Origin of the sequence: Kitasatospora griseola, from assembly GCF_014648555.1 — a bacterium.
Taxonomy (GTDB): domain Bacteria; phylum Actinomycetota; class Actinomycetes; order Streptomycetales; family Streptomycetaceae; genus Kitasatospora; species Kitasatospora griseola.
On the sequence record NZ_BMRI01000003.1, the window covers coordinates 376,246 to 390,118 of the forward strand.

Genomic DNA, 13,873 nt, shown 5'->3' on the forward strand with positions numbered 1-13,873 from the left:
GGGTGGAGCCGATGTGGGTGGAGGCCTCGTTGAGCAGGGCGAGGCTGCGGCGCACTCCGGCGGCCTCGCGTTCGGCGATGCTCCGGCTGGTGACGTCCTGGACCTGCCCGGCGACGCCGATCGGGCGCCCTCCGGCGGCGGTGAGCCGGTACAGCGAGACCGCCCAGGTGCGCTCGTCGTCGCGGCCGGCCGGGCGGCCGGGGCGGGCGGGGGCGGACATCCGCAGGTCGAGGACCGGCTCCTGGCCGGTGAGGACCTTGCGCAGGGCGAGCAGCAGCCGGTCCGCGTCGGAGGGCCGGAACACGTCGCCGGGGGCGAGGCCCTGCAGGGCGCCGGGGCTGCGGCCGAGGCCGGCCGCGAAGGCGCCGTTGACGCGCTGCAGCTTCAGGTCGGTGTCGAACAGGAAGAACCCGGTGGGGGTCTGCCGGATGACGGCCTCGGAGGCCGCCAGGTCGGTCTCGATGGCGCGCAGCCGGCCGAGGTCGACGGCCAGGCAGGTGGCCGAGCCGTCGGCGCTGTCGGGCATCGCGTAGACCTCGGCGAGGCTCTCCGCGCCGGACTGGTCCCGGTAGGGGGCGGTGCCGACCCACTCCTCGCCGGACAGGATGCGCTCCAGCCGGGCCCGGCCGCGCTGCCACAGTTCGCGCGGGACGAACGCGGTGATCGGGTCCGCGCCGACCGCGTCCGCGGCGGGCACGCCGAAGAACTTGGCGGCCCGGTCGCTCCACTGCGCGATCCGGCCGTCGGGGCCGATCGCGAAGGTGGCGACCCGGATGTAGTCGTAGATGGTGCCCGAGGAGCCCTGTTCCCAGCCGTCCGGGAGGGTGGCATGCACCGTCGGGGCACCCGGCTGCTCCGGCAGCGCGGCTCGGCCGCTGCTGCCGTGCGTCGTGTTCCGTGCCGGGAAGCTGTTCAACGGACCGACCCCTCCAACCCGCGCGCCCATCCGGTGTCGAGACGACCGAGTATTTCGATGTCCGAGTATTCATCATTCGGGCGTGGGCGCACACGCCCTTCAACGTCACAACATCGACTCGGGTGGTTGAACGTCCGAGTCTGCCAGCTCGAACCAGACGACCTTGCCCAGCCCCTCGGCCCGGGTTCCCCACCGCAGGGCGAGCCGGCGGACCAGTTCGAGACCGCGCCCGCCCTCGTCGCCGGCGCTCGCGTGCCGCTCCTTGGGCGGGTCCGGCAGCGGGTCGGAGATCTCCACCAGCAGCAGGTCGCCGAGCGTCAGGCGGACCCCGATCGGGGCGCTGGCGTACCGGACGGCGTTCGTGACCAGTTCGCTGACCAGCAGCTCCGCGGTGTCGGTGAGGGACTCGACGCCCCAGTCGGCGAGGGTGTGGCGGACCAGCCGGCGGGCCCGGGAGACCGCGGTCGGCTCGGCGGGCAGCGTCCAGCCGGCGGTGGGGGCGTCCTCCCGTTCCCGGCCGAGCCGGGCCAGCAGCAGGGCCACGTCGTCGGGCTCGCGGCCCTGCTCCATGGTGTCGAGGACGGCCTCGCACGCCTGCTGGATCGAGGCGTACGGCTGTTCGAGCACGCTGATCAACCTCCCCAGTCCCACGTCCAGATCCTTGTCCCGGGACTCCACCAGCCCGTCCGTGCACAGGGCGAGCAGGCTGCCGTCCGGGATCTCCATCTCGATGGACTCGAACGGCACCCCGCCGACGCCGAGCGGCGCGCCGGAGGGCAGGTCGAGCACCTGGCCGGCGCCGCCGGGCAGCGGGCCGCCGGAGCAGGCCGGCTCGGCGTCGGCGCCGGGCACCACCAGGACCGGCGGGATGTGGCCGGCCTTGGTGACGGTCAGCCTGCGCCGCGCGGGGTCGAACACCGCGTAGACGCAGGTGGCGAGCAGGGCCTCGTCGGGGCCCTGGGCGAGGTCGTCGGCCAGCTCGTGGACGTGCCGCAGGACCACCTCGGGCGCCAGGTCGAGGGCGGCCAGCACCCGCACCGCGGTGCGCAGCCGGCCCATCGTGGCGGCGGCCCGCAGGCCGTGGCCCATCACGTCGCCGACCACCAGCGCGGTGCGGTCGCCGGGCAGCGGGATGACGTCGAACCAGTCGCCGCCGACCTCGGTGCCGCTGGAGCCCGGCACGTACCGGTAGGCCACCTCGACGCCGGCCGGCTGCGGCACCTGCTGGGGCAGCAGGGTGCGCTGCAGGGTGAGCGCGGCCGTCCGCTCGCGGGCGTACAGGCGGGCGTTGTCCAGCGAGCTGCCGGCCCGGTCGGCGAGTTCGACGGTGAAGGCCAGGTCGTCGCGGTCGAAGCCCTCCCGGTAGCCGGCCCGGCTGACCACCAGCAGGCCGATCACGATGCCGCGGGCCCGCAGCGGCACCACCAGCCGGGAGTGGATGCCGAGGTCGCGGGCGGCCTCGACCTTGGGGTCGCCGGGGAAGGACAGCGCGTCCAGCTCGGCGCCGGTGAGCAGTTCGGGGACACCGCTGCGCAGCACCCGGCCGAACGCGGACTCGTCCTCGAAGGTGATCCGGGCGCCGTGCCGGAGCATGGTCTCCACCGTCGGGCCGTCCTGCACGGAGGCGACGCCCAGCTGCAGCAGCGAGGTGCGCCGGTCGTGGCCGTGCCGGGGCAGGTCGTCACCGTGCGCGACGGCCTGCAGCAGGATCACCGCGGCGTAGTCGGCCAGCCGCGGGACCACCGCGCCGGCCAGCTCCTGGGCGATCATCGAGGCGTCCAGCAGGTCGCCGACCCGGGAGCCGAACTCGTTGAGCAGCGAGAGCCGGCGCCGGGCACCCTCCACCTTGGCCACCGCCCGGTAGCGCTCGGTGACGTCCATCGCGGTTCCGGAGATGCCGAGCACCCGGCCGGCCCGGTCGGTCATCCGGCTGAACGAGATCGACCGGAAGCCGGCCCGGCCGCCCGGCGAGGCCAGCGTGACGTCGATGACGGGTTCGCCGGTGGCCAGCACCTGGCGCTGCAGGGCGGTGATCTCGTCGGCGGAGCGCTCCGGCAGCGTCTCGCCGGTGGTGCGGCCGATGTGCGCCTCGGCGGGCAGGCCGTTCATCTCGGCCAGCGTGCGGTTGACGGCGGTGTAGCGCAGTTCGGTGTCCAGCACCGCGATGCCCAGCGGGGACTGCTCGAACAGCGCGTCGCGGACCGCGAGGTCGCGCTCGACGGCGCGCAGCGCGGCGGCCTCGGTGAGCGCGGCCTGCACGTACGGGGCGCCGTCGCCGTCCACCAGCAGCGACAGCCGGACCTCCACCTCGACCGGCACGCCGTACCGGTCGCTGATGCCGGTGAAGCCGTGCCAGGAGCCGCGGCGCAGCGTCTCCTGCAGGGCGGCCCGGGCCCGCTGCTGGTCCTCCGGGGCGGCCAGCAGGTCCTCCAGCGCCCGGCCGACCAGCACCTCGCTGGGCCAGCCGAGCATCTCCTCGGCGGCCGGGCTCCACAGCACCACCCGGCCCGCGGTGTCCAGGATGACGATCGCCACCCGCACCACGTCCAGCACGCTGCCGCCCTCGGTGCGGCGGCTGGGGTGCAGGCTGGTCGGCGCGGTGTCGGAGCGGGCGGCCGGGTGCAGGCCGGGCCCGCCGGGGAACGCCCGGACGGGGCGGCCGCGGGTGCTCCGGCTGCCCGGGGCCTCCGGGGCGCCCCGGGCGGGCGGCTCCGGCCCGGCGGACGGCCCCGCGGTGGGCGGCGTCGGCGGCTCGTGGCCGGGGCGGCGGCGCAGGCGGGCGCGGGCGGCCGCGCTGCCGGACCGGCCGGCGCCTATGGGCAGCGCGGAACCGCTCGGCCGCCCCGGCCCGCGCGGAGGCAGGCCGGACGCCTCGCGCTCTCCCCCGCCGTCACCCGGCTTCGCCACCTACGGGGCCTCCGGCCGTCGCTGGAACGCGCCGCCGGCGGGCCGTCGGGGGCGCGGGCCGCCGCCACGCCGCGCCGAACCCGGCTACTGATCGTGACGAATGCTGCCGGACACTGCCATACCCCGGGAAACGCCCAGCTATCCCGACATACGGGTCGTCTGTCCGATTGGCGTACAGAACGGGCATTTCCGGGGGCGTTCCGGCCTCAGCGCAGGTGGCCGTCGCGGTGCAGGTCGTCGAAGAGCAGCTGGTCGACCGGCGGTACGCGGTCGCGGTCGGCGTAGCCGAACCACTCCACGTCCTCGATCTCGCTGCTGGCGGCGAGGGTGCCCGTGTAGTCGGCGCGGTAGCAGGCCATCCGGACGGTGGGGCCGGACGGGTGGGCGTCGGCGTGGTAGGTGCCGACGTGGACGACGGTGTCGGGGCGGATGGCGACGGTGAGCTCCTCGGCGACCTCGCGGGTCAGCGTCTGCAGGTCGGTCTCGCCGTCCTCGCGCTTGCCGCCGGGGATGTAGAACACGTCCTTGCCGCGGGGGCGCGCGCAGAGGATCCGGCCGCCCTCCAGGAGGACCCACGCCACCGTGTCGATCAGCTCTGCCATCGCCGCCCTGCCGCCCTTGCCGCTCGTACCGTTCGTCGGCTCCCGACCCTATGTCAGGGGCGGGGCGGCCCGGCGGCGGTGGCGAGGCGCTGGTTCTTCAGGTCGGGGCGGTCGGTGACCTCCGGCCCGAACCAGGGCGGCGGGGTGAACGCGGCGGCGTCCCGCTCGTCGGCGAACTCGACCTCGACGGTGCGCAGCCCGGCCAGCCGGCCGTGGAAGGTGTCGACCACGGCCTCGTACCGGCCGAGCTCCACCACCCGGCGGGTCTTGGCGACCCGGGCCTGCTCGGTGGCGGGCCACAGCGCCTCGAACTGCTCGGCGGTGAGCGGGGTCTCCCACTCGCCGCGGACCAGGCCGGTGCCGCGCTTGACGGTCAGTGAGCACGCCCCGCCCTGGTCCCGCACCCGGGCCTCGGCCCCGTCCGGGCCGGTCACCAGGTACCCCTGCCGGACTTCGAACTCCCGCCCGTCGGGGACGGTTTCGCCGTCCGGGACCAGGAACTTGCGCTCGATCTCCAGAGCCAACGGATGTCCTCCTCGCTCGGCACGGCCGCCCCGGCCTGCTGCTCCCGCCACGCTACGCGGCCGCGGGCGCCCGGGCCCGGACCGACTACGCGCGGCCCGCCCCGGGCTGCGCGGGCTCCTCGGGCTCTTCGCGTTCGACCCAGTAGAGCTGCTTGTGGCCGCGGGCCTCGAACTCGGCGGCCAGGGCCTCGGCGGCGGGGCGGGTGAGGCCGCGGGCGAGCAGGAAGCGGTTGCCGTTGTCGTCCTGGCGCATCACGCGGTGGGCGGCGGGCGTGCGGTCCGGGTGTTCCTCCATGGCGCCACACGGTAGCGGTCCGGCCCGATGGGGGGCGGGCCGGACCCTGCCGTGGCCGACGGGTCGGACCGCAGCGAGCCAACTAGCTTACGCTCAACAGGAGTTCACTGTGCAGGACGACGAACCAGGCGTCCGGACGGCCGGCCCAGCGGAGCCAGCCGGCGGCGATCCGGGCCAGGTCGGCGGGGGTGGCGAGGCCCTCGGCGAGGGCAGTGGCGGCAGTGTTGGAGTGCACTGTCCGCTCGGCCCAGCTCTCCGACCACCAGGCGCGTTCGGCCCCGGTGGCGTACGTCCAGGTGCTGGAGGACGGCCGAGCGTCGGTCAGGCCGGCGGCGTGCGCCCAGGAGAGCAGGCGGCGGCCGGCGTCGGGCTCGCCGCCAAAGACCCGGGCGGTCGCCCGGTAGAGCGCCGACCACTCGTCGAGTTCCGGCAGTTCGGGGTACCAGGCCATCGCGGCGTAGTCGGCGTCGCGGACCGCGATCACCCCGCCGGGGGCGGCGACCCGGCGCATCTCGCGCAGCGCGGCGACCGGGTCGGCGAGGTGCTGGAGCACCTGGTGGGCGTGCACCACGTCGAACGAGGCGTCGGCGTACGGGAGTCGGTACACGTCGGCGGCCTCGAAGGTCAGCCGCTGCTCCAGGCCGCGTTCGGCGGCGAGCGCGGCGGCCTGGGCGAGCACCTCGGCGGACGGGTCGACGCCGATCGCCCGGCCGGTCGGGCCGAGCCGGTCGGCCAGGTCGGCGGTGATCGTGCCGGGCCCGCAGCCGACGTCCAACAGCCGCTGGCCGGGGCGCAGTTCGGGCAGCAGGTAGGCCGCGGAGTTGGCGGCGGTGCGAGTGCGGTGCGAGCGCAGGACGGCGGCGTGGTGCCCGTGGGTGTAACCGGCCACAGTGGTTCCCCTCTCCCTCGAAGGCGACCGGCCCAGCATAGAAAACCGTTCCACTGGTCGGACAATCCCGTCTCACCTTGTGGGACGTCGGCGAAACCCCCTCGCCCGCCGGGCCGACCCGGGCGCAGAATCGGCGGCATGGGAAAGACCTACGAACGCATCGACGACCGGCTGCGCGCGTTCATCGACAGGCAGCCCGTGTTCTTCGTGGCCACCGCCCCGCTGTCGGGCGACGGGCACGTCAACCTCTCCCCCAAGGGCCGCTCCGGCACCCTCGCCGTCCTCGACGAACTCACCGTCGCCTACCTGGACTTCGGCGGTTCGCACGCCGAGACCATCGCCCACCTGCGGGAGAACGGCCGGATCACCCTGATGTGGTGCGCCTTCGACGGCCCGCCGACCGTGCTGCGGGTGCACGGCCGGGGCGAGCCGGTGTTCCGCGACGACCCCCGCTTCGCCGAACTGCTCGGCCGCTTCGACCCGTCCGCGGACGGCGCCGGGCTGCGCGCGATCGTCCTGGTCCGGGCGGATCGGGTCAGCGACTCCTGCGGGTACGCCGTCCCGTTCATGGACTACCGCTCGGACCGGGAGATCCACCGGCAGTACTTCGACCGCAAGGGCGAGGAGAACTTCAGCGCCTACTGCGAGGGGAAGGACCACGTCGCCGTCAGCATCGACGGCCTGCCCTCGCTGCCGCTCCCGCTGTCACCGCGCACCGCCGTCTGAACCGGGCTCCGCCGGGACCGTACCGTGGGGGGCGTCGTCCTGCTGCGGTACGCCCCGAAGGAGCCCCAGATGACCACCGACCAGGAGTGGCTGCGTCGCGCGATCGAACTGTCCCGGCGCTGCCCGCCGTCCCGGACGGCGTTCTCGGTGGGCGCGGTGATCGTCGGCGCCGACGGCGAGGTGCTGGCCGAGGGCTTCAGCCGGGAGGTCGACGCGGTGAACCACGCCGAGGAGGCCGCGCTCGGCCGGCTCGCGCCCGGCGATCCGCGACTGCGCACCGCCACCGTCTACAGCACCTTGGAGCCCTGCGGGCAGCGCGCCTCCCGTCCGCACCCCTGCGCCGAGCTGATCGTCGCCGCCGGGGTGCCGCGGGTGGTGGTGGCCTGGCGGGAGCCCGCGCTGTTCGTCGAGGACTGCCGGGGCAGCGCGCTGCTCACCGCGGCGGGCGTCGAGGTGGTGGAGCTGCCGGAGCTGGCCGCGGAGGCCCGGGCGGTCAACGCGCACCTGCTGGGGTGAGCTCGACGGCTCCCGGCGCAGGTTTTGTACGATTGTGGAACAAACACTCGCCCGAGGCCCCGAGGAGCCCCGATGCCCGCCCTCACCCCGCCGGTCCGGGCCGTCCTGCTCGACATGGACGGCACCCTGGTCAACTCCGATGCCGTGGTCGAACGCTGCTGGCGCCGCTGGGCCGAACGCAACGGGCTCGACGCCGACGAGGCCATGAAGACCGTCCACGGCCGGCAGGGCCACCTGACCATGGCGCTGCTGCTGCCCGACCGCCCGATGGAGCAGAACCTCGCCGAGAACCGGCAGATGCTGGCCGAGGAGACCGCCGACACCGACGGCGTGGTCGAAGTCCCCGGCGCCCGACGGCTGGTGGAGGCGCTGGCCGGACTGCCGCACGCCCTGGTCACCTCCGCCGACGAGGCCCTCGCCCGGGTCCGGATGGCCGCCGCCGGCGTCCCGCTGCCGCCGCTGATGATCACCGCCGAGCAGGTCGGCGCCAGCAAGCCCGACCCCGAGGGCTTCCTGAAGGCTGCCGCCGAACTCGGCGTCGCCCCCGCCGAATGCCTGGTCCTGGAGGACTCCGAGGCCGGCATCTCCGCCGCCCGCGCCGCCGGCATGCCGGTCCTCGGCATCGGCCCGCGCGCCGCCGCCCACCGCCCCGACTTCTTCGTGAACGACCTCACCGGCGTCACCGTCACCGCCGATCCGACCGGTCGGCTGACCGTCCGACTGCCCTGACCGACAGGCCTGTTCAGCCGCCGGCTCCCAGGAGCGCGGCGGCCACCAGGGCGCGGTGCTCCGGGTGGGTGCTCAGCCAGCCGCCGAGCTGGTGGTCCGCGCCCGGCAGCACGAGGCGGGTGTACGCGGCCCGGGTGCGCAGGGCCGCGTCCAGCGCGTCCGTCACCTCGGCCGGGATCACCTCGTCCAACTCCGGCAGCACCAGCACCGCCCGGCCGTCGAACGCGGCCAACGCCTCGAACGCGGTACTGCTGCGCCAGCTGCCCGGGGTGCGCAGGGTGGCGGTGAACTCCGGCTCCGCGAACGGCAGTTCCCGCACCTCCCGGGCGTACGCGGCCGGCGCGCCGAGCGCCACCGCCCGCACCCGCCCGCCGATGTCCGGCTCACCCAGCAGGTCGGCGACGGTCTGGCCGCTCATCGAGAACCCGACCAGCAGCAGCGGCCCGTCCGGGGCGTACCGCTCCAGCACCGCACGGGCCTGCCGCGAGCGACGCGCCAACGAGAGCTGCCCGAGCTCGCCGGTGCTCGTGCCGTGCCCCGCGAAGTCGAACACCACCGAACGGCAGCCGGCCGCCGCCAACTCCTGTGCCAGCGGCAGACATCGGTGCTTCCCGCTACTGCCCGCACCGTGCATCAGCAACGCCGCACCCGGACGGGCCCGCCCCGCCGGCTCGACCACCGTGCACGCCAGGCGCTCGCCGTCCGCCTCCAGCGTGACCGCACCCGCCGCCGTCACTCGGGGACCGCCAGACAGAACGGGTGCCCGTCCGGATCGAGCAGCGTCACCCAGTGATCGCCGCCCGCCTGCTGCTCGGGCTTCGTCGCACCCGCCGCCAGCAGCTCCGCCACCGCGGGCCCCAACGCAGGCACCGTGAAATCCAGATGCGCCCGCGCCCCGTCCGCCGGCCAGTCGGGCGGACGGAACCCGCCGACCCGCTGGAACCCGATCCGCACCGGCCCGTCCCCGATGAACACGTACGCCGCACTGCGGTACGTCACCGCCCAGCCCGTCAGCCGCTGGTAGAACGCCGCCAGCCGCTCCGGATCGGGGCAGTCCAGCACCGTCGAACTCAGTGCGCCGATGGGCTGACGCGCCGTTGTCTGCTGTTCCGTCACCGGGCCAGCGTGCCACGGGCTGCTGACGGCGGCGTCCAGACACGGCAGGCGGCCGGGCGGCGGGTCCTCGGCGTGGCGGGAGCGATGAGGCAGGGCGGGTCTCTTGCCTCATCGCTCCCCCGTCGCCGGCCCGGCGCATCACCCGCCCGGGGCGACGACCTCCTTGCGCGAAGCGTGCCGTGCGGCGGGCAGCGTGGCGGCCGGGAGCAGGCCCGCGGCGGCGAGTGCGGCCAGGACCGGGAGGGCGCCGTGCGGGCCGGCGCCGGAGGCGGCGGCGATGCCCAGGGTGGGGCCGATGTTCATCGCGGTCTGCTTCAGGCCGCCGACCGCGCCCGCGCAGCCCGGTGGGGCGTCGCCGACCACGCTGCCGGTGGCCGTCACCATCACCGCCGCGAACCCCGCGCCCAGCAGGGCGGCGGCCACCGCCGTCGCGAGCGGCGCCGCTCCGCCGGCGCCCGGACCGGCCAGGGCGGCAACTCCCGTCACCAGCAGGAGCGTTCCGGCGAGCGCGGTGGTGCGGGGGCCATACCGGCGCAGCGCCTGTGCGGCGGCCGGGGCTCCCAGCACCATCAGCGCGGTCAGCGGCAGCATCCGCAGCGCGGTGTCCAACGGGCCGAGGCGCAGGGCGTCCTGGAGGCGGAACGTGGTGCTGAACAGGGTGCCGAACAGTCCGGCGGAGGACATCAGGAGCAGCACCAGCGAGCCGATCACCGGACGCGACCTGGCCACCGGACGCGGCACCACCGGCTCGGGGGTGCGTCGCTCGTGGCCGACCAGAACCGCCGACAGGGCTGCGGCGGCGGCGAGTTCGACCAGGGTCGCGGTGTCGCCCCAGCCCCGGTCGGGGACCTCCGCGAGCGCGTGCACCAGGACGGCGAGCGCGGCGGCGAGCAGCGCCGCACCCGCCAGGTCGAGCCGGTGGCGGCCCCGTTCGACCTCGGGCGGCCGCAGTGCGAGCGTCATGGCGGCGATCAGGACGGCGACCGGCACGTTGATCCAGAACACCGCCCGCCAGCCGAACTGCGCCACCAGCACGCCGCCGATCAGCGGGCCCGCGCCGGCCGCGACCGCGATCGCTCCGGTCCGCACCGCGATCGCCCGGCCGAGGCGCTCCGGCGGACAGCACAGCCGCAGCAGCGCGAGCGTCCCCGGTTGCAGCAGCGCGCCGAACGCGCCCTGGGCGACCCGCAGTCCGATCACCCAGCCGACCGTGGGGGCGACCGCGATCCCGGCCGAGGCCGCGCCGAACCCCAGCACCCCCGCCAGAAGAGTCCCGCGGTGCCCGTACCGGTCGCCGAGCCGGCCGGACACCACCAGCAGAGCGGCGACCGCGACCAGGTAGCCGGTGCTGGTCCACTGCAACGCGGCTGCGCCGGCCCCGAGTTCGCGCCGCATGCCGGGCTGGGCGATCAGCAGCACCGTGCCGTCCAGCGCCACCAGCATCGCGGCGGCGGCGCTCACCGGCAGCGCGAGCCGGCTCACCGCTCGCCCAGGTGCACGGTCAGGACCGCCGCCAGCAGCGCGTCCTCCCGCCGCTCCCCCAGCATCAGCTCGACGCTCCCCCACCCCTGCAACTGCGCCAGCCCGTGCAGGTTCGCCCACAGCGCCGCCGCCACGACCGGCGCCCGCTCCCCGTCCCCGATGCACTCCCCCACCAGCCGGACCATCCCCCCGAACAGCGGCCCCGTCGCCTCCCGCAGCCGCGGCCCGTCCGCCTGCTGCCCGTCGCTGCTCAGCAGGTCGTGACGGAACATCAGCTCGAACATCCCGCGTCGCTCGGCGGCGAACGCCAGGTACTCCCGCGCCACCCCCTCCAGCCGCCCCCTGGCGCCCTCCGCCCGCACCCCCGCGAACCGCCGCCCCAACTCCTCGAACCCCCGCCGCGCCACCGCCGACAACAACTCCCGGTGCGTCGCGAAATACCGCCGCGGAGCCCCGTGCGACACCCCCGCCCGCCGCGCGATCTCCCGCAACCCCACCGCCCCCGACCCCTCCGCCAGCACCAACTCCACCCCGGCATCCACCAGGCGCTCACGCAGGGACGTCCGCTCGTCATCCATAGACACTGTCTACCAGCCGATAGTAGACACCGTCTACCCACTACCCTGAGCGGCATGACCTCACTGCCCGACTGGATGCGCCCGCCGCGCGCGGAGGGCTGGTTCGCGGAGGATCTCGACCGCCTCCCCGAGGCGCCTCGACACACCGAACTGATCGACGGAGCACTCGTCTTCATGCTGTCGCCGCAGCGGGCGTGGCACAGCCGCGTCGTCACCGCACTCACCAACGCCCTCGCCGCCCAGGCTCCGGAGGGCATCGAAGTCGAGCGCGAGATGACCGTCCGACTGGACTCGCGCAACCGCCCCGAACCCGACCTCCTGGCGACCACCGCCCCCTACGACCCGGACCGGACCTGGCACGATCCCCGGGACGTCCTCCTCGTCGTCGAGGTCGTCTCGCCCGAATCCGCCCATCGCGACCGCACCGTCAAGCTCCACAAGTACGCCGAGGCGGGCATCCCCCACTACTGGCGGATCGAGGACGAGGACGGCACCACCGCCGCCCACGTCTACGAACTCGACACCCCCACCCGCAGCTACGTCCCGACCGGCATCTTCCGTGGCGCCCTCCACCGCCCGGTGCCCTTCACCCTCGACATCGACCTCGACCGGCTCACCCCCCGAGCACGCCCCTGACCGGCACGACAAAGGGACCGGCCACCGGCCGGTCCCTTGTTCTGCCGTGCGGCGTCAGACGTTGAAGCGGAATACTCACGACAAGGCTGTGACCTGCAAAGGCGCCGATCCCGGCGACCTGAGTCAGCACAGAATCAGCACGGTGACTCGAACCCTCAGCCAGTCATCAGTAGTGGTAGCGGGCGGCCAGAACGATGATTTCCCGGTCCGTCACCAAGTAGACGAGGCGGTGCTCGTCATCGATCCGCCGCGACCAGGCGCCGGGCAAGTGGTACTTCAGCGGCTCGGGCTTGCCGATCCCGGTGAACGGGTCGCGCAGGACGTCCTCGATGAGCTTGTTGATCCGGGCGAGCATCTTGCGGTCATTCTTGAGCCAGGAGGTGTAGTCCTCCCAGCCGGCCTCCTCGAAGACGAGCCTCACGCGGCACCCTTCTCGCCATCCGCCGCGTCAGGGTCGATGAGCTCCCGCTCGGAAAGCCCTGTGCCGCCAAGGGCGTTCTCGTACGCCTTGAGCAAGCGGCGGGCGTTCACCGGCGAGCGCAGCAGGTAGGAGCCTTCACGCAGAGCGGCATAGTCCTCGGCCGAGACGAGTACGGCATTTCCATGCTTGGAGACGATCTCAATGGCCTCATGATCGTCATTGACCTTCTTGATCAACGGGAAGAGAGCCTTGCGCGCCTCGCTGGCAGTGATCGACATCGACTGAACTCCCTCCATGACTGGTACCACATAACGTACCACTCATGCGAGCACGGCGGGCCGAAGAAGTCAGCGCCAAGTCAGCACGAAAAAGAAGTCGGGGCCCGCCTCAAGGGAGGCCGGCCCCGTACGACCTGCGCATTTGACAGATCAATCCATCTCAAGCAATCACACGTTGAAGCGGAACTCCACCACGTCGCCGTCCTGCATGACGTATTCCTTGCCTTCGATGCGGGCCTTGCCCTTGGCGCGGGCCTCGGCGATGGAGCCGGTGGCGACGAGGTCCTCGAAGGAGGTGACCTCGGCCTTGATGAAGCCCTTCTGGAAGTCGGTGTGGATGACGCCGGCGGCCTCGGGGGCGGTGGCGCCCTGCTTGATCGTCCAGGCGCGGGCTTCCTTGGGACCTGCGGTGAGATAGGTCTGGAGGCCGAGGGTGGCGAAGCCGACGCGGGCGAGGGTGGCGAGGCCGGGCTCGTCCTGGCCCATGGACTGGAGGAGTTCGAGGGCCTCGTCGTCCTCGAGTTCGATGAGCTCGGACTCGATCTTGGCGTTGAGGAAGATGGCCTCGGCGGGGGCGACCAGGGCGCGCTGAGTGTTCTTGAAGTCCTCGTCGGAGAGGGCGTCCTCGTCGACGTTGAAGACGTAGAGGAACGGCTTCGCGGTCATCAGGTGGAGGTCGCGGACGAGGGTGGTGTCGAAACCGGCCTCGAAGAGGGTCTTGCCGGTCTCCAGGACGGCCTGGGCGGCCTCGGCGGCGGCGAGGACGGGGCCGGTGTCCTTCTTGAGCCGGGCTTCCTTCTGGAGCCGGGGCAGCGCCTTCTCGATGGTCTGCAGGTCGGCGAGGATCAGCTCGGTGTGGATGGTGTCGATGTCGTCCTTGGGCGAGACCTTGCCGTCGACGTGGACCACGTCGGGGTCGGTGAACGCGCGGACGACCTGGCAGATCGCGTTGGCCTCGCGGATGTTGGCGAGGAACTTGTTGCCCAGGCCCTCGCCCTCGCTGGCGCCGCGGACAATGCCGGCGATGTCGACGAAGTCGACGGTGGCGGGCAGGATGCGCTGCGAGCCGAAGATCTCGGCGAGCTTGTCCAGCCGCGGGTCCGGGACACCGACGACGCCCACGTTGGGCTCGATGGTGGCGAACGGGTAGTTGGCCGCCAGCACGTCGTTCTTGGTCAGGGCGTTGAACAGGGTCGACTTGCCGACGTTCGGCAGGCCGACGATTCCGATCGTGAGCGACATGAAGAGTGGTGTCCCG

The 13,873-nt window shown here is 73.8% G+C and carries 17 protein-coding genes; 4 read left to right on the forward strand and 13 right to left on the reverse strand.

All coding sequences use genetic code 11. From position 1 onward, the window contains the following. The 6 genes from IEZ12_RS37755 to IEZ12_RS05860 form a co-directional block, all read right to left on the reverse strand. Positions 1-946 (reverse strand): PAS domain-containing protein (locus IEZ12_RS37755; RefSeq protein WP_373295441.1); only part of this gene is annotated, 946 nt, incomplete at its 3' end. A gap of 75 nt (positions 947-1,021) precedes the next feature. Continuing rightward, positions 1,022-3,823, reverse strand: coding sequence for a SpoIIE family protein phosphatase (locus tag IEZ12_RS05840; RefSeq protein ID WP_189271087.1), 2,802 nt, complete (start codon positions 3,821-3,823; stop codon positions 1,022-1,024). A gap of 206 nt (positions 3,824-4,029) precedes the next feature. Next, entirely contained in the window at positions 4,030-4,425 is a 396-nt protein-coding gene (locus tag IEZ12_RS05845; RefSeq protein ID WP_189271088.1) for an NUDIX hydrolase, read from the reverse strand. A 53-nt stretch (positions 4,426-4,478) separates the two neighbouring features. Next, positions 4,479-4,949 carry a CYTH domain-containing protein gene (locus tag IEZ12_RS05850; RefSeq protein ID WP_229847269.1) on the reverse strand — a complete coding sequence of 157 codons (471 nt, stop codon included), beginning with the start codon at positions 4,947-4,949 and terminating at the stop codon, positions 4,479-4,481. Positions 4,950-5,034: 85 nt separating this feature from the next. Continuing rightward, a complete protein-coding gene (locus IEZ12_RS05855; RefSeq protein ID WP_189271089.1) occupies positions 5,035-5,244 on the reverse strand; it encodes a hypothetical protein in 210 nt (69 codons plus the stop codon). An 82-nt stretch (positions 5,245-5,326) separates the two neighbouring features. Further along, entirely contained in the window at positions 5,327-6,172 is an 846-nt protein-coding gene (locus IEZ12_RS05860) for a methyltransferase domain-containing protein (RefSeq protein ID WP_189271132.1), read from the reverse strand. 99 nt (positions 6,173-6,271) lie between these two features. Here IEZ12_RS05860 and IEZ12_RS05865 point away from each other — a divergent pair, with 99 nt between their 5' ends. From IEZ12_RS05865 to IEZ12_RS05875, 3 genes are all read left to right on the forward strand, one after another. Then, the gene (locus tag IEZ12_RS05865; protein WP_189271090.1) at positions 6,272-6,859 is read left to right on the forward strand and encodes a pyridoxamine 5'-phosphate oxidase family protein; all 588 of its coding nucleotides are present in this window, start codon (positions 6,272-6,274) and stop codon (positions 6,857-6,859) included. 69 nt (positions 6,860-6,928) lie between these two features. Next, the gene (locus tag IEZ12_RS05870) at positions 6,929-7,375 is read left to right on the forward strand and encodes a deaminase (protein ID WP_043916783.1); all 447 of its coding nucleotides are present in this window, start codon (positions 6,929-6,931) and stop codon (positions 7,373-7,375) included. 72 nt (positions 7,376-7,447) lie between these two features. Beyond that, positions 7,448-8,104 carry an HAD-IA family hydrolase gene (locus IEZ12_RS05875; protein WP_189271091.1) on the forward strand — a complete coding sequence of 219 codons (657 nt, stop codon included), beginning with the start codon at positions 7,448-7,450 and terminating at the stop codon, positions 8,102-8,104. 13 nt (positions 8,105-8,117) lie between these two features. Here the strand turns inward: IEZ12_RS05875 and IEZ12_RS05880 are convergent, their stop codons facing one another. The 4 genes from IEZ12_RS05880 to IEZ12_RS05895 form a co-directional block, all read right to left on the reverse strand. Then, the gene (locus tag IEZ12_RS05880) at positions 8,118-8,840 is read right to left on the reverse strand and encodes an alpha/beta hydrolase (protein ID WP_229847271.1); all 723 of its coding nucleotides are present in this window, start codon (positions 8,838-8,840) and stop codon (positions 8,118-8,120) included. Then, positions 8,837-9,220 carry a VOC family protein gene (locus tag IEZ12_RS05885; RefSeq protein WP_229847272.1) on the reverse strand — a complete coding sequence of 128 codons (384 nt, stop codon included), beginning with the start codon at positions 9,218-9,220 and terminating at the stop codon, positions 8,837-8,839. The genes IEZ12_RS05880 and IEZ12_RS05885 overlap by 4 nt, the downstream gene beginning before the upstream one ends. Positions 9,221-9,358: 138 nt before the next feature. Next, the gene (locus IEZ12_RS05890) at positions 9,359-10,702 is read right to left on the reverse strand and encodes an MFS transporter (RefSeq protein ID WP_373295442.1); all 1,344 of its coding nucleotides are present in this window, start codon (positions 10,700-10,702) and stop codon (positions 9,359-9,361) included. Continuing rightward, positions 10,699-11,280, reverse strand: a complete 582-nt coding sequence (locus IEZ12_RS05895; protein ID WP_189271092.1) for a TetR/AcrR family transcriptional regulator — start codon at positions 11,278-11,280, stop codon at positions 10,699-10,701. Before IEZ12_RS05895 ends, IEZ12_RS05890 begins: the two co-directional genes overlap by 4 nt. Before the next feature lie 54 nt (positions 11,281-11,334). Here IEZ12_RS05895 and IEZ12_RS05900 point away from each other — a divergent pair, with 54 nt between their 5' ends. After that, positions 11,335-11,916, forward strand: coding sequence for a Uma2 family endonuclease (locus IEZ12_RS05900; protein ID WP_189271093.1), 582 nt, complete (start codon positions 11,335-11,337; stop codon positions 11,914-11,916). 166 nt (positions 11,917-12,082) lie between these two features. On the opposite strand, the gene IEZ12_RS05905 is transcribed toward IEZ12_RS05900, so the two are convergent. The 3 genes from IEZ12_RS05905 to ychF all read right to left on the reverse strand — a co-directional run bounded on the left by IEZ12_RS05905 (position 12,083) and on the right by ychF (position 13,857). Beyond that, entirely contained in the window at positions 12,083-12,337 is a 255-nt protein-coding gene (locus IEZ12_RS05905) for a Txe/YoeB family addiction module toxin (protein ID WP_189271094.1), read from the reverse strand. Then, entirely contained in the window at positions 12,334-12,615 is a 282-nt protein-coding gene (locus IEZ12_RS05910; protein WP_100588909.1) for a type II toxin-antitoxin system Phd/YefM family antitoxin, read from the reverse strand. Before IEZ12_RS05910 ends, IEZ12_RS05905 begins: the two co-directional genes overlap by 4 nt. A gap of 168 nt (positions 12,616-12,783) precedes the next feature. Beyond that, positions 12,784-13,857 (reverse strand): redox-regulated ATPase YchF, encoded by a 1,074-nt coding sequence (gene ychF, locus IEZ12_RS05915; RefSeq protein WP_189271095.1) that lies wholly within the window; start codon positions 13,855-13,857, stop codon positions 12,784-12,786. Positions 13,858-13,873 lie beyond the last annotated feature (16 nt).